The organism is Methylopila capsulata, from assembly GCF_016907975.1.
Lineage (GTDB): Bacteria > Pseudomonadota > Alphaproteobacteria > Rhizobiales > Methylopilaceae > Methylopila > Methylopila capsulata.
In genome coordinates this window covers 815,977-839,099 of sequence record NZ_JAFBCY010000001.1, presented here as the reverse complement: position 1 = coordinate 839,099, position 23,123 = coordinate 815,977, and the positions used below count along the sequence as shown (strand labels likewise).

Here is a 23,123-nt window from a genome sequence, read left to right as displayed (position 1 = left end):
CCTAATCCTGACCACGATTCCGGATCGGCCCTCGGCCGTCCGGCCTGACGACCGCCTCCGGGGAAACGCCATGCCAAAACACGTCGCCGTCCTGATGGGAGGCTGGTCCTCGGAGCGGCAGGTGTCGCTCTGGTCGGGCGCGGCCTGCGCCAAGGCGTTGGAAGGCGAGGGCTACCGCGTGACGCCGATCGACGTCGGCCGCGATCTGGCCGAGGTCCTCGCGAAGGTGAAGCCGGACGTGTGCTTCAACGCGCTCCACGGCCGCTTCGGCGAGGACGGCACCGTCCAGGGCCTGCTGGAGATCATGGGGATCCCCTACACGCACTCCGGCGTGCTGGCCTCCTCGCTGGCCATGCACAAGGAGCGCGCGAAGACGGTGATGGCGGCCGCGGGGGTTTCCGTGCCCCGTGGCAAAGTGGTCACACGCTTAGAGGCCGCCGCGTCGCACGTCTTAACGCCTCCTTACGTCCTCAAGCCTGTCGACGGCGGATCGTCGGTCGGGGTCCTAATCGTTAACGAAGATCACGCCCATCCGCCGCAGGAGCTCACCCGCGGGGACTGGGAGCACGGCGAGCTGTTGCTCGCGGAAAATTTCGTGGCGGGCAAAGAACTTACCTGCGCCGTGCTGAACGGCGAGGCGCTGGAGGTGATCGAAATCGTGCCCGGCGACGCCTGGTACGACTTCGACGCCAAGTACGCCAAGGGCGGCTCGCAGCACGTCCTCCCGGCAAAAATTTCACCCTTTGTTTACCAAGAGGTCCGAAAACTGGCTCTCGCGGCGCACCACGCTCTCGGGTGCCGCGGAGTAAGCCGGGCCGATTTCCGTTTCGACGACCGCGAAGGCGGCACGGGAGAGCTCGTCTGCCTCGAAGTGAACACGCAGCCCGGCATGACGGAGACGTCGCTCGTGCCGGAACTCGCCGCTTATGCCGGCATAGGGTTTGGTGAGCTTGTTCGATGGCTAGTGGAGGACGCCTCCTTGGAACGCTAGACGGACGCCTCAGGGCGCCGGTCGGCGGCGGTCGCGAAGCGGCCGCACCCCGGACCCGGGTGTTCAAGACGGGCCCGAACATGCGGTCGGCGAGCGAGAACGCGCGCCAGCCGCGGCCGGACCTCGACGACGTCGACGAGGTGATCGGCGCGAGCCGCATGACCTCGCTGCGCTTCCGCCTCGAGCGGATCGCACGCCGGCGCCGTCTCGGCGTCGCCCTCACCGTGCTGTTCTTCGGCGCCACCGGCGTGACCGGCATGATCGACGGCGGCCATTGGCCGACCGTTCGCAGCGAGATCGAGAACCTCCACGTCACCGTCGCCAACGCCGTCGGATTCCGCGTTATCGCGGTCGCGACCGAAGGCCAGAGCGCGCTCACCGACGACGAAGTCCTGCTGGCGCTCGGCATCGGCGAGAACACCGCGCTTCCGTTCCTGGACGTGGGCGCGGCCCGCGACCGGCTGATGGCGAACCCGCTGGTGCAGGACGCGACCGTCCGCAAGCTCTATCCCGACCGGGTCACCGTGCACCTCGTGGAGCGTAAGCCGTTCGCGCTGTGGCAGCACGACGGCAAGGTGCAGATCCTCGCCGAGGACGGCACGCCGATCGACGAGTTCCGGGATTCCCGCTTCGCCCATCTGCCGCTCGTCGTCGGACCCTCCGCGAACCTCCGCGCGCGGCCGCTGCTCGACGCGCTGGACGGCGCGCCGAAGATCAAGACCGAGACCTACGCGGCGGTGCTCGTGGCCGAGCGGCGCTGGAATCTCAAGCTGCGGTCGGGCGTCGAGGTGAAGCTGCCGGAGACGGGCTTCCGCGAGGCGCTTGCCCGGCTCGAGTCGCTTCAGGCCACCCGCAATCTGTTCTCCAAGGACATTGCGATCGTCGATCTTCGATCGCCCATCCGCACCGTTGTGCGGGTGACGCCCGAGGCGGCGGACAAGCTGGCCGAGGCTGAAAAGGCCGCCGAGAAGGCGCGTAAGAAGGCCGGAGCGACATGAGTCAGGCGTTCCCCTACGGCGTTGTTCCGAAGATGAAGCCGCTGCCGCAGCGTCGCGCTGTGGTGGTCTCCGTCCTCGACGTCGGCACCTCCAAGATCGCGTGCCTGGTGGCGCGGCTGAAGCCGGTCGAGGCCGGCGACGCGCTGCCCGACCGCTCGCATCTCGTCGAGCTGATCGGCGTCGGCCACCAGCGCTCGCGCGGCGTCAAGGCCGGCCAGATCGTCGACATGGAGGCCGCCGAGCAGGCGATCCGGCTCGCGGTCGACGCCGCCGAACGCATGGCCGGCGTCCAGATCGAGAGCGTCATCGTGTCGGTGTCCGCCGGGCGGCTCGCCTCCGAGACTTTCCACGCCGAGGTGCCGATCGCCGGCCACCCGGTGGAGGACCGCGACATCCGCCGCGTGCTGCAGGCGGGCTGCGCCCATTCGGTGCGTCCCAACCGCGCGGTGGTGCATTCGATCCCGACCGGCTTCGGCCTGGACGCGACCCGCGGCGTGCGCGATCCGCGCGGCATGGTGGGCCAGCATCTCGGCGTCGACATGCACATCGTCACGGCCGAAGGCGCGCCGCTGCGCAACCTGATGCTGTGCGTCGAGCGCTGCCATCTGAACGTCGAGACCATCGTCGCCGCTCCTTACGCCTCCGGCCTCGCGGCGCTCGTCGACGACGAGTCCGAGATGGGCGTGACGCTCGTCGACATGGGCGGCGGCACCACCTCGGTCGCCGTGTTCAAGGGCGGGCAGTTCGTGCATTCGGACGCGGTGGCGCTCGGCGGGCATCACGTCACCCTCGACCTCGCCCGCGGGCTCTCGACGAGCCTCGACGAGGCGGAGCGGCTGAAGACGCTGCATGCCAGCGTGTTTCCGGCGCTCGCTGACGAGCGCGAGCAGATCGCGGTCACTCCGGTCGGCGAGAACGAGATCGACGGCGCGAGCTACCTGCCGAAGTCGATGATCGTGAAGATCGTCAAGCCGCGGGTGGAGGAGATCCTCGAGCTGGTCCGCGACCGCCTCAAGGCGTCGGGCTACGCGGCGGAAGCGCGCCGCGTGGTGCTCACCGGCGGCGCGTGCCAGCTGACAGGGCTGCCCGATCTGGCGCGGCGCATTCTCGACCGGCCCGTCCGCATCGGCCGCCCGCTGGGCGCCCGCGGACTGCCCGAGGCGGCCAAGGGGCCAGCCTTCGCGGGCCCGGTCGGACTTCTGGTTTTCCCGCAGGTTGCGGGTCTCGAACACGTCGATCCGCGGCGGATGCGCCGCGGCGGGTCGGCGCCAAAGGACACTTACATCCACCGCGTTGGGCGGTGGCTGAAGGAGAGCTTCTGACCGTCGGATCGGCGACCGACGGGCAGATGGGGCGAGCGCGCCCCCCGAACGCCGAACGTGAAGACAGGCAAACGCCGGGACGGCGCGACAACCTACGAGGCATGCGATGACGATCAACCTGAAGATGCCGGACATCCGGGAACTGAAGCCGCGGATCACCGTGTTCGGCGTCGGCGGCGCCGGCGGCAACGCCGTGAACAACATGATCGAGGCCGGCCTCGTGGGCGTCGACTTCGTGGTCGCGAACACCGACGCGCAGGCGCTGACCCTGTCGAAGGCCGAGCGCATCATCCAGATGGGCGTGCAGGTCACCGAGGGTCTCGGCGCCGGCTCCCAGCCTGAGGTGGGCCGCGCGGCCGCCGAGGAGGTGATCGACGAGATCCGCGATCACCTGTCGGGCGCGCACATGGCGTTCATCACCGCCGGCATGGGCGGCGGCACCGGCACGGGCTCCGCCCCGGTCGTGGCCCGCGCCGCCCGCGAGGCCGGCATCCTGACCGTCGGCGTCGTGACCAAGCCGTTCCACTTCGAAGGCCAGCGCCGGATGAAGACGGCGGAAGCCGGCATCGAGGAACTGCAGAAGGCGGTCGACACCCTCATCGTCATCCCCAACCAGAACCTGTTCCGGGTCGCGAACGAGCGCACCACCTTCGCCGACGCCTTCGCCATGGCGGACCAGGTGCTCTACTCGGGCGTCGCCTGCATCACCGACCTGATGGTCAAGGAAGGCCTGATCAACCTCGACTTCGCCGACGTCCGCGCGATCATGCGCGAGATGGGCAAGGCGATGATGGGCACGGGCGAGGCCTCGGGCGACAAGCGCGCGGTCCAGGCGGCGGAGGCGGCGATCGCCAACCCGCTGCTCGACGACGTCTCCATGAAGGGCGCCCGCGGCCTGCTGATCTCGATCACCGGCGGCAACGACCTGACGCTGTACGAAGTCGACGAGGCGGCCACCCGCATCCGCGAGGAGGTGGACTCGGAAGCCAACATCATCCTCGGCGCGACCTTCGACGAGAGCCTGGAAGGCATCATCCGCGTGTCGGTCGTCGCCACCGGCATCGACCACATCATGGAGGCGGGCCAGACCAGCCCGGCCGAGCAGCGCATCGCGGAGCTCACCAACCGTTTTAAGCAGCCGGCTCCGGCGACCCGTTCGCCCGAACCGCAGACGCTCCCGACCTTCCGCGCGCCGACCCAGCCGGTCCAGCACGCGGCCCCGGCGCCGGCTCCCGAACAGCATGAGCCGGCTTACGAGGCGCACTACGAGCAGCAGGCCATCGCCGCGATCGAGGACGTCACCATCCGTCCCGCCGCGCCGAAGGCTCCGCTGGCCGAGCCCCAGCACGCCGCCCCTGCGGCCTACGAGGACGACCAGCACGAGCACGCCTTCATCCCGCCGCAGGCCGAGCGCGCCGCCCGCGCCCCCCGCATGCCGCGGATCGAAGACCTCCCGCTGCCGGCCCAGGCGCAGATCCGCGCCAGCCGCGAGCAGGCTCCCGAGCCCGCTCCGGACCGCAAGCGCATGACCCTGCTGCAGCGCCTCGCGAACGGCCTCGGCCGCCACCACGAGGACGAGGACGCCCCGGCGCACCATCCGGCCCCCGTGCAGCCGGTCCAGGCGCAGCGTCCGGCGCCGGTCCAGCCGGACCAGCGCCGGCCCCAGGCTCCGGCCTACCGTCCCGCACAGGGCGGCCTCGACGCCCAGGGCCGCGCCCCCTCGCAGCAGCACCCCCGCGGCCTCGAGGACGACCAGCTCGAGATCCCGGCGTTCCTTCGCCGCCAGGCGAACTGACGCTCGGGCCTCAAGGCTCGACACGACTCGACGGCTCGGACCTCACGGTCCGGGCCGTCGGCTTTTCAAGCCCGCTCGAAGACCCATTTTCGTTAACAACTTCAGAAGTGTACGCCTGTTACAAAGCGTAAAGAACCTTGATTTGGGATCCCCCGGTCGCCGACCTAGTTTGCAGCGCATCAAGAAGGCCGGACAGCGTTCCGGTCGTTCGCGCGTGACGAACGCGCCGATACGACGGGCTCCGAGCCGAGCCGTCGGGATTTCGAGGTTCGAGTTGATGTTTGCGCACCAGACCACGCTTGCAGGAACGGCCGTCGTCGACGGCGTCGGCGTCCATTCCGGCGCGCCGGTCGTCATGACGCTGGAGCCAGGCGACGCCGGGACGGGCATCGTCTTCGTCCGCGCGACCGTGGACGGCGACGAGCACGAGATTCCCGCGCGCCACGATCTGGTGAAGGCGACGGAGCTGCAGACCGTGCTGGGCGACGCCGACGGCGCGAGCGTCTCGACCATCGAGCACCTGATGGCGGCATTGCGCGCGCTCGGCGTCGACAACGCCCGCGTCTGCCTCGACGGCCCGGAAGTGGCGATCGTCGACGGCTCGTCGCGCCCGTTCGTGGAGGCGATCGAGGCGGTCGGCCTGCGCAAGCTCTCGGCGCCGCGCCGGATGCTCAAGATTCTGAAGCCGGTCCGCGTCGAGCAGGGCCGCGGCTACGCCGAGCTCGCGCCCGCGCCGTCCGGTTTCCACATGGACGTCACCATCGATTTCGCGTCCGACCTGATCGGCCGCCAGCAGATCCGCTTCGAGCTCACGCCGCAGGTCTTCCGCGAGGAGATCGCGGCCGCGCGCACCTTCGGCTTCCTGAAGGACGTGGAGCGCCTGTGGGCGGCCGGCTTCGCCCGCGGCTCCTCGATGGAGAACACGGTCGTGCTGGGCGACGACCGGGTGCTGAACCCCGAGGGCCTGCGCTTCGTGGACGAGTTCGTGCGCCACAAGGCGCTGGACGCCGTCGGCGACCTGGCGCTGTCCGGCCTGCCGCTCGTCGGCCGCTTCACCTCGTTCTGCGGCGGCCACAAGCTGAACGGCGCCGTGCTCGGCGCTCTGCTGGCGGATCCCTCGGCCTATGCGATCGTCGAGGAGGCGCCCGTTCGCCGCGAGCAGCGCGAGCCGCGGCACGCCGCCGCTCCGCTCGCCAGCGCCGTTCCGGCGTTCGGCCCGCGGGTCGACTGACGGCGCGCCGGCGGCGGAAACGCGCGCCGGCCGCTTGCACGTTGGCGCGTCCGATCCCTTTCGGCTATAGACGGCGGCGGAGTCGCGTTCACCACGCGGCGCCGGCCGCGACGCTCAAGCGTCCGGTCATCGGGGAACCACCGTCGAATTCAGCGTTCACGAGGCTCGCGATGGTCATGCGTACGTCTTCCGCCACTCCGTTCGCGCGCCGTCGGGGCTTTCGATTCGCTCTGGTGCTCGCGCTTGCGGCGCCCGCCGTTCTGCCGATGGCGGGCTGCTCCTATTTTGCGTCGGACAAGGACGTGCTCGCGCCCGACGAACCGGCGGACAAGCTCTACAACGAGGGCCTGGCCAATCTGAACGCCGGCTCCTACGACGCCGCGAAGAAGAAGTTCGCCGAGGTCGACCGCCAGCACCCCTATACCGACTGGGGCCGCAAGGCGATCTTGATGACCACCTTCGCGAACTACCGCTCCGGCAACTATTCCGAAGCCATCACCAGCGGCACGCGCTACGTCCAGCTGCACCCGACCAGCCAGGACGCGGCCTATGCGCAGTACCTGGTGGCGATGTCCTATTACAACGAAGTGCCCGACGTCAGCCGCGACCAGGAGCGCACCCGCAAGGCGCTCGCGACCTTCGACGAGGTCGTGCGCCGCTGGCCGGAGAGCGAGTACGCGACCGAATCGAAGAAGCGCATCCTGATCGCCCGCGACCAGCTCGCCGGCAAGGAGATGCAGATCGGGCGCTTCTATCTCGCCCGCCGCGACTACACCGGCGCGATCAACCGCTTCCGCGTCGTCGTCAGCCAGTACCAGCAGACCCGCCACATCGAAGAGGCGCTGTTCCGCCTGACCGAGGCCTACATGGCGCTCGGCATCACCGGCGAGGCGCAGACCGCCGCCGCGATCCTGGGCCACAACTTCCCGGACAGCGAGTGGTACCAGAAGAGCTATGCGCTGGTGACGAACGGCGGGCTGACGCCGCAGGAGAACTCCGGCTCCTGGATCAGCCGCGCGTTCCGGGGCGTCGTGGGCTGACGCGGGCCGCCGCGCCCGCACGGGAGGGCCCGTGCTCGCACGGCTGTCTATTCGCGACATCGTCCTGATCGACCGGCTCGACGTCGACTTCGACGCCGGGCTTTCGGTCATGACCGGCGAGACCGGCGCGGGAAAGTCGATCGTGCTCGACGCGGTGTCGCTCGCGCTCGGTGGACGGGGCGACGGCGGGCTCGTGCGCGAGGGCGAGGCGCAGGGCCAGGTCACCGCCGTGTTCGACCTCGCGCTCGACCACCCCGCGCGCGCAATCCTCAAGGCGCAGGACATCGACGACGACGGCGACCTGATCCTGCGTCGGGTGCAGGCGCGCGACGGCCGCACGCGCGCCTTCGTCAACGACCAGCCGGTGAGCGCCCAGGCGCTGCGCACGCTGGGCGCGACGCTGGTCGAGATCCACGGCCAGCACGATGACCGCGCGCTGGTCGACACCGCCGCCCACCGCGCGCTGCTCGACGGCTACGGCGGCCTCGGGCCGGAGGCGGCCGCGGTCTCCCTCGCCTGGCGTCGTCGCCGGGAGGCGGAGAAGGCGCTGGCCGAACACGCCGCGCGCGTCGAAGCCGCCCGCCGTGAAGCCGATTACCTGCGCCACGCCAGCGAGGAGTTGCGGGCGCTCGGGGCCGAAGTCGGCGAAGAGCAGGACCTGGCCGGGCGTCGCTCCGCCATGATGCGGGCGGAGAAGGCGGCGGAGGACCTCAACGAGGCCTTCGACGCCGTCGCTGGCGGCTCGTCGCCCGTCACCACCATCGCCAACGCCATCCGCCGGCTGGAGCGGCGCGCAGCCTCGTCGCCCGAGCTGGTGGAGCCCGCCATCAAGGCGCTCGACGCCGCCCTGCTCGCGCTCGACGAGGGCGAGGCGCATCTGAAGGCCGCGATCGAGGCGACCGCCTTCGACCCCCGCGAGCTGGAGCGCATCGAGGAGCGGCTGTTCGCGCTGCGCGCCGCGTCCCGCAAGTACGACCGCCCGGCCGACGACCTCGCGGCGCTAGCCGCCAAGTTCTTTGCGGACCTCGCCGATCTCGACGCCGGCGAAGAGCGGTTGATCGCGCTCGACGCAGACGCCAGGGCCGCGGCCGAGGCCTATGCCGCCGCGGCGGGCGCGTTGAGCGCCGCCCGGCGCACCGCCGCGGGCCGTCTCGACGCGGCGGTGATGGCCGAACTGCCCGACCTGAAGCTCGAGCGGGCGCGCTTCATGACCGAGATCGTCTCCGACGGCGGCGGCGCGGGGCCGGACGGGATCGACCGCGTCGAGTTCTGGGTGCAGACCAACCCCGGCACCAGGGCGGGCCCGCTCGCCAAGATCGCGTCGGGCGGCGAGCTGTCGCGCTTCATGCTGGCGCTGAAGGTGGCGCTGGCCGACCGCGGCTCGGCCCCCACGCTGGTGTTCGACGAGATCGACACCGGCGTCGGCGGCGCGGTGGCGGACGCGATCGGCGCCCGGCTCGCCCGGCTCGCCCGGACGGTGCAGGTGCTGTCGGTCACCCATGCGCCGCAGGTGGCGGCGCGCGCCGGACGGCATTTCCTGATCTCGAAGGCGCAGCCCGAGGGCGAGACGCGGGTGGCGACCCGGGTCGAAGCGCTCGACGCGCCGGCCCGCCGGGAAGAGATCGCGCGCATGCTGGCCGGGGCGTCGGTGACCGAAGAGGCGCGCGCCGCGGCCGCGCGCCTGCTGGATGGAGCGGCGTGATGGCGAGGCCTCCTGCGACCCCTGCGACGGAGGGCGGCGAGCTTCCGCCCGCGCTGCCCGACGCCGCCGCGGAGCACGCGCGGCTGGCGGACGAGATCCGCGCGCACGACAAGCGCTACTATCAGGACGACGCGCCGACCGTCTCGGACGCCGAGTACGACGCGTTGCGCCGCCGTCTGGAAGCGCTCGAGGCGCAGTTCCCCGAGCTGAAGACGCCGGACAGCCCGACCGAGACGGTGGGCGTCGCGCCCTCCGAGGCCTTCGCCAAGGTCCGGCACGCCGTGCCGATGCTGTCGCTGTCAAACGCCTTCTCCGATGACGACGTGGCGGAGTTCATCGCCCGCGTGCGCCGCTTTCTCGACCTGAAGCCGGAGCAGGAGCTGCCGGTCTCGGCGGAGCCGAAGATCGACGGCCTTTCGGCCTCGCTGCGCTACGAGAAAGGCCGCTTCGTCCGCGGCGCGACGCGGGGCGACGGGGCGGTGGGCGAGGACGTCACCGCCAACCTCCGCACCCTGGACGACGTCCCGGAGCGCCTGACCGGCGACGACGTCCCCGAGGTGATCGAGGTGCGCGGCGAGGTCTACATGTCCCATGCACACTTCAAGGCCCTGAACGCGCGTCAGACCGAGGCCGGCAAGCCCGTCTTCGCCAACCCGCGCAATGCGGCCGCGGGGAGCCTGCGCCAGCTCGATCCGAAGATCACCTCCGAGCGGCCGCTCCGGTTCTTCGCCTACGCCTGGGGCGAGGCGAGCGCGGTTCCCGCCGAGACCCAGAAGGGCATGGTCGACAACCTCCGCCGCTGGGGCTTCGCCACCAACGACCTGATGCAGGTGTTCGGGACGGCCGAGGAACTGATCGCGCACTACCACGCGATCGAGGAGCGGCGGGCGAGTCTCGGCTACGACATCGACGGCGTCGTCTACAAGGTCGACAGCCTCGCCCTGCAGCGCCGCCTCGGCTTCGTCTCGCGAAGCCCACGCTGGGCGATCGCGCACAAGTTCCCAGCCGAACGCGCGACGACGGTTCTCGAGGCGATCGACATCCAGGTCGGCCGCACCGGCTCGCTGACGCCGGTCGCCAAGCTGAAGCCGGTCACGGTCGGCGGCGTCGTGGTGTCGAACGCGACGCTGCACAACGAGGACGAGATCGCCCGCAAGGACGTGCGCGTCGGCGACACCGTCGTCGTGCAGCGCGCCGGCGACGTCATTCCGCAGATCGTCGAGGTGGTGCTCGACCAGCGGCCTACGCCTGAGCCTGCGAAGTTCGAGTTTCCGCACACCTGCCCGGTCTGCGGCAGCCATGCCGCCCGCGACGAGGGCGAGGTGGTGTGGCGCTGCACCGGCGGCTTGATTTGCCGGGCGCAGGCGGTGGAGCGGCTGCGCCATTTCGTGTCGCGCGGCGCCATGGACATCGAGGGCCTCGGCGAGAAGCAGATCGAGGCTTTCTACAAGGCCGGCGACGTGCGCGAGCCCGCGGACATCTTCACGCTCAAGGTCCGGGACGAGCAGCCCGGCAAGCTCACGCGGCTGAAGAACCGGGAGGGGTGGGGCGAGACCTCGGCGGCGAACCTGTTCGCCGCGATCGAGGACGCGCGCACGCGGGAGGTGAACCGCGTGCTCTACGGGCTCGGCATCCGCCACGTGGGCGAGATCAACGCCAAGCGGCTGCTCCGTCATTATGTGACGATCGACGCCCTGCGGGAGGCCGCGAAGGCCGCCACGCCACCCGACCCGGCGGTGAAGGGCGACAAGGGCGACGACGCCTGGCGCGAGATGATCGACATCGACGGCGTCGGCGCCGTGGTGGCGCACGCCGTCGTCGACTTCTTCCAGGAGCCCAAGAACGCACCGCCGCTCGAGGCGCTGCTGAAGGAGCTGAGGCCGTCGCCGATGCCGGCCGCCGCCTCGAACACGCCGGTCACGGGCCTCACGGTGGTCTTCACCGGGGCGCTGGAGCGGATGACGAGGGATGAGGCGAAGGCCATGGCCGAGCGGCTCGGCGCCAAAGTGGCGGGTTCGGTGTCGAAGAAGACCGACCTCGTGGTCTCGGGACCCGGCGCCGGCTCCAAGCTCGCGAAGGCGAAGGAGCTCGGGATCGAGACCCTGACGGAAGACGAGTGGCTGGCGCGGGTGGGCGAGGGCGGATGACGGCCGGGCCGCGGGAGGTTCGCGACGGGCTGAGGGACATCGCTCCCGCGGCGATCGCGGCGATTCCCATCGGCCTGCTGTTCGGGGCGCTGATGGCGTCCAAGGGGCTCACGCCGGCCGAGGTGGCGCTGATGTCCGGCTTCGTCTGCGCCGGCGGCGCGCAGCTCGCGGCGGTCGAGCTCTGGGTCCATCCCGCGCCGATCCTCGCGCTGGCGGTTTCGACCGCGCTGATCGACGCCCGCCACGTGCTGATGAGCACCTCGCTCGCCCGTCGCACCGGGGCCTTCGCCTGGTGGCAGAAGATGCTCGGCTTCTATGTCATGTCGGACGAGAACTGGGCGCTCGGCGAACGCCGCGCGGCGGAGCGGACGCTGACGCCGGCCTATTTCATCACCATGGGCGCGACGCTCTGGATCAACTGGGTGACGACGACCACGCTCGGGGCGATCGGCGGCGCCATGCTCGGCGACCCCAGGCTCTACGGCGCGGACTTCGCGTTCACCGCGCTGTTCATCGGCCTCGCGGCCGCCTTCGTGCGCGGGCCGGGCGGCATGGCGGTGGTCGCCGCGAGCGGGCTCGCGTCCGCGGCGGCCTACCTCAGCGTCGGGGCGCCCTGGCACGTCGCGGCCGGAGCGGCGGCGGGCGTCGCCACGGCCTGGGGCGTGGCGGGCGAGGAGGAAGCGCTCGCATGAGCGTCGATCCCTGGACTCTGCTCGCCATCCTCGTGATGGCGTCGATCACCTACGCGACGCGGATCTCGGGCGTGCTGCTCGGCGGACGTCTCAAGCTCAGCCCTCGGGCGCAGGCGGCGTTCAACGCGGTGCCGCCGGCGGTGCTGGTCGCGCTGATCGCCCCCTCCGCGCTCGCGACCGGCGGGGCGGAGACCATCGCGGCGCTGGCCGCCGCTCTGGCCGCGACGCGGCTGCCGCTGCTCGGCGTCATCGCGGTCGGCGTCGTGACGGTCGTCGCGCTGCGAGCATTCGGACTCTAGGGAATGTGAACTTCCCTCGGACGCGCGGCGCCCCATGTCAGCGCAATGACCAGCCGCATCATCTCCATCGCCGCCGCCGCGCTCCTGATCGGCTCCCTCGCTCCAGCCGGCGCGCAGGAGAAGGCGCCGAACCCCGTCGCCCTGCCGGCCGAGGCGACGCAGCGGGAGACCGCCGTCACGGCGGACGGCACGCTCGCCTACAACGTGCGCGTCGAGGCGGTGCCGCTCTACGACCCCAAGGGCGAAAAGGTCGCCGAGGTCGTCGTGACCTCCTACCTGCTCGACCGGACGGACGCGAAGACGCGGCCCATCACCTACGCCTTCAACGGCGGACCGGGCGCGGCCTCCGCCTTCCTCAACTTCGGTGCGATCGGCCCGAAGCGCATGCCGTTCGGCGCCGAGGGGACGACGCCTTCCGACCTGCCGCACCTCGTCGACAACGCCGAGACCTGGCTCGGCTTCACCGATCTCGTGTTCGTGGACCCGGTCGGCACCGGCTACAGCCGGGCGGTTGGGAGCAACGACGCCAAGGATTTCTGGGGCGTCGAGAGCGACGTCGACACGCTGTCGCGGGTCGTCGCCAAGCACCTCGCCCGGCGCAACCGCCTGACGTCGCCAGTCTATCTCGTGGGCGAGAGCTACGGCGGCTTCCGCGTGCCGCGCATCGCTCGCCAGCTCCAGTCCCGCGACGGCGTCGGCGTGCGCGGGCTCGTCGCGATCTCGCCGGTGCTGGATTTCGCGATCCGCGACGGCGAGGGGTCGTCGCCGATGCCGTGGGTTTCGGCGCTGCCGTCGCTCGCCGCGAGCGTCCGCGCGCGCAAGGGGCCGGTGGAACGCGCAGACCTCGCCGACGTCGAGGCCTACGCCACCGGCGAATTCCTCGCCGATTTGATGAAGGGCCCGCGCGACGCCGAGGCCGTCGACCGACTGTCCGCCCGCGTCGCGGAGTTCACCGGCCTCGACCGCGCCTTCGTGAAGCGCCTCGGCGGGCGGGTCGACATCCAGACCTTCGCCCGCGAGTCGCGGCGGGACGAGGGCAGGGTCGGCTCGCTCTACGACGCCAACGTCACCGCGTTCGATCCCTTCCCGTCATCTGCGCGGGCGCAGTGGGAGGATCCGGTGCTCGACGGCGCGCTCGCCCCACTCACGCGCGCGGCGGTCGACTTCTACGCCCGCGACCTCGGCTTCCGGGTCGACCGCCGCTACGAGCTGCTCGCCTCCGACGTGAACAGAGGCTGGAAATGGGGCTCGGGCCAGTCGCTTCCGCAATCCACCAGCGCCCTGCGCGAGGCGCTCGCGCTCGATCCCAAGCTCAAGGTTCTGGTGGCGCACGGCGCGACGGATCTCGTCACGCCCTACATGGAATCCAAGATCGTGCTGGATCAGCTGCCGGCGTTCGGCGACCCCGAGCGCGTGAAGCTCGTGGTCTATGCCGGCGGCCACATGTTCTACGCGCGCGACGACTCCCGCGCGGCGCTGCTGAAGGACGCCAAGGCGCTGTTCGGGGCGAAGTAGGTCGACGCCGCCGGAGGCTCGTCGAGCGCCAGAGCCAGCGCCGCGACGCCGCGGATCACGACTCGCGTTCCGGCCGCGTGGGGCCGGGGGCGGTGACGGACGACCGCGGGTCGAGCTTCAGCGCGACGATGACGCCAAGCGACGTGAACACGAGGAAGACCCAGCCCGAGAGCGCGCCGACCGCGACGCCCGCGATCGCCTCGCCCGTCACCGCGCCCAGCGCCGTCATGGCTCCCCAGCCAATCATCACCCCGCCCAAAACCATCTCGACGCCGTCCCGGCGCGTGAAGCCTTCGATCGTGAAGCGGCCCGAGGCGACCGCGCAGGCGAAGGCGCCGAGTACGAAGCCGATCAGGATCAGGACGTGCTCGGTGAGCGCGAAGCCCTGCAGCAGGGGCGCCTTCAGGCCCGCGACGCCGGCGTCGAGCCCCGGCAGCTCCTGCGGGACGAGGCCGATCATGGTGGTGAGCCAGCGTGCGATCGTGGCGCATTCGGCGATCAGCCCGAGCGGCTCTCCGGCCGCGTAGCTCGCCGCGACCAGACACCCGAGCAACGCGCCGGCGGCGGTCGCGGGCCAGGGCTGCACAAACACGCGGTGGACGAGCCCATGCGCGCGGTCCGGGGCCGGCGGGCGAAAGCGCCAGAGCATCGCGGCGCAGCCCGCGAGCGCCGCGAGCTGGACGGCGAGCGTCCCCGCCGGTCCGAGCCAGGTCGGCAGCCACGGCGTCGGCGCATCGGCGATCGCGGTCGCCCAGGTCCAGGGCCAGTGGACGATCGCGACGACGAAGCCGAGGAACACGGCGGCCAGCGCCGGGATGGCGACGAGCGAGCCTTCGCTGAGGCGGCGCAGATGAACCATCACGCCGCCGCGGGCGATCACGGAGCCGACGCCGAAGACGAAGGCCGCGACCGGCAGCAGCCAGTCGACCGGTCCGATGCGGGCGTTCTCGGGCCGGCCTCCGCCCGTGACCGCGAGCGCGCCGAGCGTCAGAGTGGCCGCGACGGCGAGCGCCGCGAGGAAGCCGAGCAGCTGGCCCGCGTCCTTCAACGCCATCAGGTCGCGCCAGGCGCGTACGAGCGAAAGTTCGCCCCGCTGCAGCGCCACGCCGAAGATGGCGCCGGCGATGACCGCCCAGCTGCGGTCGCCAAAACCTCCGTCCAGAACGGCGAAGACCCAGGCGCCGAGCGGCGCGAGACACAAAAGCGCCGCGGCCGTCGCCGGCCGCGGCGTGGAGAGATGTTTGAGGAAGAGCGGCCGCGTCACGCCGCGGCGGCGTTTTCGATGCTGGCGCTCGCTTCCAGCCAAGTCTCTTCGGCTTCCGCCTTGGCGCGCTCCACCTCGGCGCGCTTCGCGCCCAGCGCGGCGGCCTTCTGCGGCTTGTCGGGGAAGCCGCCGTTGGCGGTCAGCTCCGCGTCGATCCGCGCCATCTCCTGATCGCAGGTCGCCATGAGCTCCTCGAGCGAGGCGATCTTCTTCTTCAGCGCGCCGACGTCGAGCCGCTTCGGCTCCGGCTCGGACCGCTTGCCGGTGCCCTTGCCGACCTTCTTCGATTTGCCCGAGCCCTCGGCCGAGAGGATGTACTTGCGGTAGTCGTCGAGGTCGCCCTCGAACGGCTCCACCCCGCCGCCGCCGACGATCCACAGCCGATCGGCGGTGGCGTCCAGCAGATGCCGGTCATGGCTGACCAGGATGACGGCGCCCGCGAACTCGTTCAGCGCCTGCGCGAGGCTCTCGCGGCTGTCGATGTCGAGATGGTTGGTCGGCTCGTCGAGGATCAGCAGGTGCGGCCCGTGGAACACGGCGAGGCCGAAGGCGAGGCGGGCCTTCTCGCCGCCCGACATCTTCGAGACCTTGGTGTTGGCCTTGTCGCCGGAGAAGCCGATCTGCGCGGTCTTGCCCCGCACGGCCGCGTCGGCCGCGTCGGGCATCTTGCGGCGGACGTGGTCGTAGGCGTTGCCGTCGAGATCGAGGTCCTCGACCTGGTGCTGGGCGAAGAAGCCGACCTGGATCTTCTCGGACTTGTTGGTGCGGCCCTCGCTCGCCTGCAGGCGACCCGCCAGCAGCTTGGCGAAGGTGGACTTGCCGTTGCCGTTCGAGCCGAGCAGCGCGATCCGGTCGTCGGGATCGATGCGCAGGTTCAGCTTGTGCAGGATGGTGCGGTCGCCGTAGCCGGCCGAGACGCCGTCGAGCGCGATCAACGGCGGCGCCAGCTCCTTCTCCGGGTCCGGGATCTTGAACTGCACCACGTGGCGCTCGATCACGGCGTTGATCGGCTGCATCTTGGCGAGCCGCTTGACGCGCGACTGGGCCTGGGTCGCCTTGGAGGCCTTGGCCTTGAAGCGCGCGATGAAGGCCTCGAGGCGGGCGCGCTCGTCGGCCTGGGCCTTGGCGGCCTTCAGGTCGAGGTTCAGCTTCTCGCGGCGCATCCGGTCGAAGGCGTCGTAGTTGCCCTTCCAGACGTTCAGCTTGCCGTTCTCGAAATGCAGGATGTGGTCGACGGAGGCGTTCAGCAGGTCGCGGTCATGGCTGATGACCAGCGTCGTCCGCGGGTACTTCGCCAGGTACTCCTGCAGCCAGAGCGTGCCTTCGAGGTCGAGGTGGTTCGTCGGCTCATCCAGCAGCAGCAGGTCGGGCTCGGAGAACAGCACCGCCGCGAGCGCGACGCGCATGCGCCAGCCGCCGGAGAAGTCCGAGCAGGGGCGCAGCTGCGCCTCGGCGTCGAAGCCGAGGCCGGAGAGGATGCGGGCGGCGCGGGCCGGCGCCTCGTAGGCGTCAATGTCGATCAGGCGCGTGACGATGTCGGAGATGCGCTCCGGGTCGGTGCAGGTCTCCGACTCGGCCATCAGCGCGGCGCGCTCCTTGTCGGCGGCGAGCACCACGTCGATCAGCGGCTCGGGGCCGGACGGCGCCTCCTGGGCGACGCGGCCGAGCTTCAGGTTCTTCGGGAGGCTGACCGAGCCGTCGTCGGGGCTCTGGTCGCCCGCGATCAGCTTGAACAGCGTGGTCTTGCCGGTGCCGTTGCGGCCGACGACGCCGACGCGGGCGCCCTCGGGCAGGAACGCGCTCGCGTTGTCGAGCAGCACACGTCCGGCGACGCGGCAGGTGAGGTCGGTGATCTGGATCATAACCGCTGCTTTTGGCGCCTGCGAAGGAAGTTGTCCACGGGCTCCCGCGTCGCGGCGGCGACGTCGCATCACTGTCGGCGATCCGTCAAACGACTGACATGGGCGCCGACGCAGTTAAGAGGCCTTCCAATCTGCCCACGGGGGACTTTCCATGACCATCGACGACACCGCCGGCCGCGGCGCCGCCGACACGCCCGAGATCCTGGACGACGAGGCGATCGGCATCGACCGCCCGGGCCTTCACGCCGAAGCCGGCGAGCTTCCGCTGAACGAGCCGTTCCAGTCCGTGCTCGCGCGCAACATCGAGCGGCGCTCGTTCCTGCTCGGCGCCGCGGCGGCGGTCCCGGTGCTGATGACCACGACGGCGACCTTCGCGCCGACCGAGGCGGAAGCCGCGCCGCGTCGCCTGACCTTCACGCCGATCGCGCCTTCCACCGCCGACGAGATCGTAGTGCCGGAAGGCTATGAGCACCAGGTGCTGATCAAGTGGGGCGACCCGCTTTTCGCCGACGCTCCCAACTTCGACAAGAACAACCAGACCGCCGAAGCCCAGAGCCGCCAGTTCGGCTACAACTGCGACTTCGTCGGCTACTTCCCGCTGGAAAGCTCGAACCGGGCGCTGCTCTGCGTCAATCACGAGTACACCACCGGCTCGGACATGGTGCGCGGCTACGTGCCGGGCGCCAGCAAGGCCTTCGCCGACGTCGAGATCGCCGCGCACGGCGGATCGGTCGTCGAGATCGAGCGCACCGGATCGGTGTGGCGCGTGGTGAAGAGCGACACATACAACCGGCGCATCACCGGCGAGACGCTGATGCGGATCAGCGGGCCTGCCTCCGGCGAGCCGCTGATGAAGACCTCGGCGGATCCCACGGGCACGAAGGTGCTCGGCATGCTGAACAACTGCTCGGGCGGCAAGACCCCGTGGGGCACCTGGCTGACCTGCGAGGAGAACTTCAACCAGTACTTCGCGAACAACGGCTCGACCGCCGACGCCGACATCAAGGCCGCGCACGCCCGCTACGGCGTCACCGAAGGCGCCACGGGGCGCAAATGGGAGGCGTTCTACGACCGCTTCGACGTGACCAAGGAGCCGAACGAGCCGTTCCGCTTCGGCTGGGTGGTCGAGATCGACCCTTACGACCCGACCTTCCGCCCGCGCAAGCGGACCGCGCTCGGCCGGGCCAAGCATGAGGCCGCCACCACCGCCCTGGCCGCCGACGGCCGCGTCGTGGTCTACACCGGCGACGACCAGCAGTTCGACTACGTCTACAAGTTCGTGTCGAACGGCAAATACGATCCGAACAACCGCCGGGCGAACTTCGATCTGCTCGACGACGGCGTGCTCTACGTCGCGAAGTTCCGCGACAACAACAAGGGCGTGTGGATCCCGCTGACGCTCGACCACCCGAAGCTGAAGGGCAAGTTCTCGAGCCAGGGCGAACTGCTGATCAAGACCCGCCTCGCGGCGGACATGGTGGGCGCGACCGCGATGGACCGCCCGGAGGACTGCCAGCCGAACCCGGTCAACGGCCGCGTCTACCTGACGATGACCAACAACAGCCGGCGCACATCGGTCGTCGCCGACACGGGCTCGGCATTGGCGAATCCGCGCGTGCCGAACTTCGGCGGGCATATCATCGAGCTCACCGAAAGCCACGGCGACCATGGCGCAGCGGATTTCCGCTGGGAGATCTTCCTGCTCTGCGGCAATCCCGAAATCGACCTGAAGACGGACGAAGCGGACCTCACCCCCGGCCTCGCCGCGAACGCGACCTTCTTCGCGGGCTACGCCGACGCGAGCAAGCTCGGAAAGATCGCGTCCCCGGACAACATCGCCTTCGACAACCGCGGCAACCTCTGGATCACCACCGACGGGCAGCCCGGCAACGCCGACATCGGCAATCCGAACGACGCCATGCACGTGGTGCCGACCTCCGGCGCCGAGCGCGGCTATCTCCGGCAGTTCCTGAGCGGCCCGAAGGGGTGCGAGATCTGCGGGCCGGAGTTCGCGGATGACGAGCGGACGGTGTTCTGCGCCGTGCAGCACCCCGGCGAAGACGGCGGCTATCCGAACACGATCAGCACCTGGCCGACCGGATCGCAGCTGCCGCGCCCCGCGGTCGTCGCGGTGCGGCGCAAGGACGGCGGCGAAATCGGCGTCTGACGCCACGCCGCTTGGCGTCTCGCCCTCTCCGCGGCTGCGGCCGCGGGGAGGGTTTTTCGTTGATCGGCCCCGCTCAGGCGCTGGCCTGGAACAGGCTCGACAGCGCCTGGTCGAGATAGGACGTCGCGCTGGTTTGCGCGTAGGCGCCGTTCGTCTGCATGAGCTCCGACAGCATGGACTCGAGGCTGGCGGCGGTCGTCTCGTCCTCGTCGTCCTCCTCCTCCGAGGACGCGCTCTCGCCCTCGCCGGCCGACGGCGGTCCCGGCGGGGGCGCCGGCGGGGCGGATTCGGCCTGCGCCGACTGGAACGCCTCGTCTTCGCTCTCGCTGATCTCGCCATCGCCATCGGAGTCGATGGTCGAGAACATCTCCTCGGCCTTGGTTTCGCCCGCCTCGTCCGGCCCCGCGGCCACGAATTCGTCGAGCGAGACCGTGCCGCTGTCGTCGGCGTCCGCCGTCTCGAATCCGCCTTCGCCCGGGCCTCCCTGCGGCGGGCGAGGGGGCGCGCTCTCCTGGGCCCCGAGCAGCGCCGAGGCGCTGTCGCTCGAGAACTTGGAAAGCCCGCTCTGGACCTCGCTCTGGGTCAGCGAGCCGTCGCCGTCCCCGTCCAGCGTCGAGAAAGCGCTCTCGATCGCGCTGTCGGAGGCGTCCACATTGCCCGCCGGCAGATTTTGCCCAACGGACTTGAACTCGTCGAGCGACGCGGCGCCGCTCGAATCCGCGTCCAGCTTCGACATCAGCATGCTCGCGATTTGCGAGCTGCTGGAGCCGCTTAGCGCTCCGATGCTCATCGTCTTGATCTCCGAAATCTGACCGCCGGCTCAGCGGCTGGCGGACGGCCTCGCCATGAAGCCGCAGCTTACGGTCGCAAGTAATGGGCCGTTTCCGTCTAATTATTAGTTAGTTTCTATTGTGATCAGATGTAAATATCGTTGATTTCATAGTATAGATTTACGTGTCTTTACGTTTCCAAATATTTCCCATCTGGAGACTCATGCGAGGCTGCCGTGCGCGACCCCGCTTCACGCCCCGCTGCCGCCCGGGTTTGTCCCGAGCCCAGCATCCCGCCGTTGAAGGGCGACGTCCGCTGGCGGGGCGGCCCAAGGCTCGCCAAGCGGGCGTCATAACGCCGACAGCGCCGAACGCGGGGCTGCGTTCGGCGCTGTCGGGAGGCGTGGGATAGGGGCTCTCGGCGCGGCGAGCGCCGCGGCGGGATCGTCAGCGGGAGGCGTTCAGCCGTTCCGCAACTTCGGGCGCGAAGTAGGTGAGGACGCCGTCGGCGCCCGCGCGCTTGAACGCCAGGAGGCTCTCCAGCATCGCGGCCTCGCCGTCGATCCAGCCGTTCTGGGCGGCGGCGCGGATCATCGAGTACTCGCCGGAGACCTGGTAGGCGAAGGTCGGCATCCGGAAGCGGTCCTTCAGGCGACGGACGACGTCGAGATAGGGCATGCCGGGCTTCACCATCAGCATGTCCGCGCCCTCGGCCACGTCGAGCTCCGCCTCGCGGATCGCCTCGTCGCCGTTCGCGGGGTCCATCTGGTAGGTCTTTTTGTCGCCGATCAGCGCCTTCTTGGTGCCGATCGCGTCGCGGAACGGGCCATAGAACGCCGAGGCGTACTTCGCCGCATAGGACATGATCTGCACGTCGGTGCGGCCGGCGTCGTCGAGTCCGGCCCGGATTGCGCCGATGCGGCCGTCCATCATGTCGGACGGCGCGATCACGTCCGCGCCGGCCTCGGCCTGCGTCAGCGCCTGGCGCACGAGCACGGCGACGGTGGCGTCGTTGAGGATGCGGTCGCCGGCCATCAGGCCGTCATGGCCGTGGCTGGTGTAGGGGTCGAGCGCGACGTCGGTGACGAGGCCGAGATCGGGGACCGCCGCCTTGATGGCGCGCAGCGCCCGGCAGGTGAGGTTGTCCGGGTTCAGCGCCTCGGAGCCCGTGGGATCGCGCAGGTCCGGATCGGTGTAGGGGAACAGCGCCAGCGCTGGAATGCCGAGCCGTGCGGCGCGCTCCGCGCCGCGGACCGCCTCGTCGACGCTGAGCCGTTCGACGCCGGGCATGGCCGACACCGCTTCGCGGCGCCCTTCGCCTTCGATCAGGAAGATCGGCCAGATCAGGTCGTCGACCGTCAGCACGTTCTCGCGCACCAGGCGGCGCGACCAGTCCGCGCGGCGGTTGCGGCGGGGACGCTTGGCGAGGTCGAGCGAACCGTCCTCGACGCGCGTCTCGCGCATCTCGATCTGGCGGTCGCGGAGTTTTCCGATCGTCTCGTGCATCAGGCGTCGCCTCCGACGTTTCGCATCGCGGCCGCATGTCTCTCGCGGGCGTCGGCCGTCCGTGCGCGACCGTCCTATAACACCTTGGAGCCTTTCCAGACAGGGGCGGCGCGCAGATCGAGCGCGGCGTTTCGTCATGCCCGCTGCGCGTGCGGCGACGATTTGCGCTCGCGGCGGGAGTCGGGGAAAGTCGCGCCGCGCTTGGGCCCCTCGGCTCGTCCGGCGCGCGTCCGCAGTAAGAAGAGGAGGGCGGGATGACCGATCGACCGCCCGAATCGCCGGAGCCGCGCCGGGAGCCGCGGGGCGACCCCGACGACCTGCCGCCGATCCAGCTCAGGGATTCGCGTCTCGGTCGCGGCGGCCCGTCGCGGCCCTGGAGCCGCCGGCTGCTGTACTTCGTCCGCGCCATCGCGGCTGTGGAGTGCCTGAAGGGCCTTTGGCACTGGGCGACCCTGCTCGGTCTCGGCGGCGATCCCTTCGCGGGCGCCTCGGTCACAGGAAGGGTCGCGACGGTGTTCTTCGCGGTGGCCGACCCCGTCGCCGCCGTCGGCCTGTGGCTGGGCGCATCCTGGGGCGTGGTCATCTGGCTGCTCGCCGCCTCGGCCCAACTGCTGGTCGAGGCGCTGGAGCCCCATGGCGCCGGGCTGCGCTGGCTGGTGATGCTGTCCATCGTGGCGGCGATGGGCGGCTACCTCGCGCTGTCGCTCAAGGCCAAGGCAGAAGAAGACTGATCCCCCTGCGACCGTCGCGTGCGCAGCATCGAAGATGCGCGTGTTCAGGTTTCGACAGGACAAATGAATCTTAATTCACATCCGCATGCGTAACGTCTCGTTGACGTAGCTGCGCAACCATTTGTTCAGTCTAAGAAATAAAGAGAAATTTCAGCAAGTCATTTAAACGCATTTTCACTTCCCGGACCTATCTTCGAGATCAACGAGGCGCGGAACAGGACGACGCCTTGAGCAGTCAAGACTACGGGAAGGCCTCACCATGAAGAACCTCGCGCGCAGCACGGAGAAGCCGGCCACCGATCAGGGTCAGGTCGAAGTCCGCCCGCTCTACCTCGAAGCTCTCACCCTGGTGGAGCGGCTGCACCGCCGCCTGCTGGACGTCATCAAGGACGAGTTCGACCGCCGCGGGCGTTCGGACATCAACAGCGTCCAGGCGCTGCTGCTCTATAACATCGGCGACGCCGAGCTGACCGCCGGCGAACTCCGCACCCGGGGCTACTATCTCGGCTCGAACGTCTCCTACAATCTGAAGAAGCTCGTCGAGATGGGCTTCCTGCACCACCAGCGCTCGCGCATGGACCGGCGCTCGGTGCGCATCAGCCTGACCCCGCTGGGCCAGGAGATCCACAACATCGTGGAAGAGCTCTACTCGAAGCACATCCGCACGATCGAGCAGGTCGGCGGCGTCAACGCCGACGACTTCAAGACGCTGAACGTCGCGCTCGGCCGGCTCGAGCGCTTCTGGACCGATCAGATCCGTTTCCGCCTCTGATCTCTTTCCGCTTATACCGTCGCTCTGCGCGCGGCCGCCGGACGCCCTCCGGCGGCCGTTCCGCGTCGCGGGCTGCGGCCTTGGCGCATCACGTCGGGTTGAGCGCGCCCCGGACGCTCGCTCCTGACATCGTTCCGCCTCAAACCAGTGGCTGATCAGGCGAAACGGAGGCGCGGGCTCTCGGGTCTAAGGCGGCGCAAGACGATCGGGTCGGTCCGATGCGCACGCGTTCTCCACTCGGTGCAGAATGGGTCGGTCGAGGTTCGTTAACCAAGATCCGCGCACTCTGCGTGTTGGCGCCGGGCGAGCATCCGCCCGC

At 70.1% G+C, this 23,123-nt stretch carries 18 protein-coding genes; 14 read left to right on the top strand and 4 right to left on the bottom strand.

The window, feature by feature from the left end; translation table 11 throughout:
* Positions 1–70 precede the first annotated feature (70 nt).
* From JOD31_RS03965 to JOD31_RS03915, 11 genes are all read left to right on the top strand, one after another.
* Positions 71–991, top strand: coding sequence for a D-alanine--D-alanine ligase (locus tag JOD31_RS03965; RefSeq protein ID WP_204948981.1), 921 nt, complete (start codon positions 71–73; stop codon positions 989–991).
* Between the two features lie 80 nt (positions 992–1,071).
* Entirely contained in the window at positions 1,072–1,989 is a 918-nt protein-coding gene (locus JOD31_RS03960; RefSeq protein WP_204948980.1) for a cell division protein FtsQ/DivIB, read from the top strand.
* A complete protein-coding gene (ftsA, locus tag JOD31_RS03955) occupies positions 1,986–3,311 on the top strand; it encodes a cell division protein FtsA (protein WP_204948979.1) in 1,326 nt (441 codons plus the stop codon). The genes JOD31_RS03960 and ftsA overlap by 4 nt, the downstream gene beginning before the upstream one ends.
* Positions 3,312–3,417: 106 nt before the next feature.
* A complete protein-coding gene (ftsZ, locus tag JOD31_RS03950) occupies positions 3,418–5,106 on the top strand; it encodes a cell division protein FtsZ (protein WP_204948978.1) in 1,689 nt (562 codons plus the stop codon).
* Between the two features lie 274 nt (positions 5,107–5,380).
* Complete coding sequence (gene lpxC, locus JOD31_RS03945; protein WP_428980897.1) at positions 5,381–6,337, top strand: UDP-3-O-acyl-N-acetylglucosamine deacetylase; 957 nt, start codon at positions 5,381–5,383, stop codon at positions 6,335–6,337.
* Between the two features lie 170 nt (positions 6,338–6,507).
* Positions 6,508–7,377 (top strand): outer membrane protein assembly factor BamD, encoded by an 870-nt coding sequence (locus JOD31_RS03940; RefSeq protein WP_204948976.1) that lies wholly within the window; start codon positions 6,508–6,510, stop codon positions 7,375–7,377.
* 31 nt (positions 7,378–7,408) lie between these two features.
* A complete protein-coding gene (gene recN, locus JOD31_RS03935; RefSeq protein ID WP_204948975.1) occupies positions 7,409–9,079 on the top strand; it encodes a DNA repair protein RecN in 1,671 nt (556 codons plus the stop codon).
* A complete protein-coding gene (ligA, locus tag JOD31_RS03930; RefSeq protein WP_204948974.1) occupies positions 9,079–11,226 on the top strand; it encodes an NAD-dependent DNA ligase LigA in 2,148 nt (715 codons plus the stop codon). Before recN ends, ligA begins: the two co-directional genes overlap by 1 nt.
* Entirely contained in the window at positions 11,223–11,918 is a 696-nt protein-coding gene (locus JOD31_RS03925; protein ID WP_204948973.1) for an AzlC family ABC transporter permease, read from the top strand. The genes ligA and JOD31_RS03925 overlap by 4 nt, the downstream gene beginning before the upstream one ends.
* Complete coding sequence (locus JOD31_RS03920) at positions 11,915–12,217, top strand: AzlD family protein (protein ID WP_204948972.1); 303 nt, start codon at positions 11,915–11,917, stop codon at positions 12,215–12,217. The genes JOD31_RS03925 and JOD31_RS03920 overlap by 4 nt, the downstream gene beginning before the upstream one ends.
* Positions 12,218–12,262: 45 nt before the next feature.
* Complete coding sequence (locus JOD31_RS03915; RefSeq protein ID WP_204948971.1) at positions 12,263–13,732, top strand: S10 family peptidase; 1,470 nt, start codon at positions 12,263–12,265, stop codon at positions 13,730–13,732.
* Between the two features lie 55 nt (positions 13,733–13,787).
* Here the strand turns inward: JOD31_RS03915 and JOD31_RS03910 are convergent, their stop codons facing one another.
* Positions 13,788–14,996 carry a YeeE/YedE thiosulfate transporter family protein gene (locus tag JOD31_RS03910; RefSeq protein WP_204948970.1) on the bottom strand — a complete coding sequence of 403 codons (1,209 nt, stop codon included), beginning with the start codon at positions 14,994–14,996 and terminating at the stop codon, positions 13,788–13,790.
* Positions 14,993–16,858: an ABC-F family ATP-binding cassette domain-containing protein gene (locus JOD31_RS03905; protein ID WP_204948969.1), complete on the bottom strand. Its 1,866-nt coding sequence runs from the start codon at positions 16,856–16,858 to the stop codon at positions 14,993–14,995. The genes JOD31_RS03910 and JOD31_RS03905 overlap by 4 nt, the downstream gene beginning before the upstream one ends.
* Positions 16,859–17,009: 151 nt before the next feature.
* Here JOD31_RS03905 and JOD31_RS03900 point away from each other — a divergent pair, with 151 nt between their 5' ends.
* The gene (locus tag JOD31_RS03900) at positions 17,010–19,025 is read left to right on the top strand and encodes a PhoX family protein (protein WP_204948968.1); all 2,016 of its coding nucleotides are present in this window, start codon (positions 17,010–17,012) and stop codon (positions 19,023–19,025) included.
* A 73-nt stretch (positions 19,026–19,098) separates the two neighbouring features.
* Here the strand turns inward: JOD31_RS03900 and JOD31_RS03895 are convergent, their stop codons facing one another.
* Positions 19,099–19,761, bottom strand: a complete 663-nt coding sequence (locus tag JOD31_RS03895) for an EF-hand domain-containing protein (RefSeq protein ID WP_204948967.1) — start codon at positions 19,759–19,761, stop codon at positions 19,099–19,101.
* Between the two features lie 481 nt (positions 19,762–20,242).
* On the bottom strand, positions 20,243–21,259 hold the full coding sequence (hemB, locus tag JOD31_RS03890; RefSeq protein WP_204949337.1) for a porphobilinogen synthase: 1,017 nt from the start codon (positions 21,257–21,259) through the stop codon (positions 20,243–20,245).
* Positions 21,260–21,555: 296 nt separating this feature from the next.
* Here hemB and JOD31_RS03885 point away from each other — a divergent pair, with 296 nt between their 5' ends.
* Both JOD31_RS03885 and ldtR read left to right on the top strand, forming a co-directional pair.
* A complete protein-coding gene (locus tag JOD31_RS03885; protein WP_204948966.1) occupies positions 21,556–22,032 on the top strand; it encodes a DUF6163 family protein in 477 nt (158 codons plus the stop codon).
* Positions 22,033–22,291: 259 nt separating this feature from the next.
* Complete coding sequence (ldtR, locus tag JOD31_RS03880) at positions 22,292–22,804, top strand: transcriptional regulator LdtR (protein ID WP_204948965.1); 513 nt, start codon at positions 22,292–22,294, stop codon at positions 22,802–22,804.
* Positions 22,805–23,123: the final 319 nt, after the last annotated feature.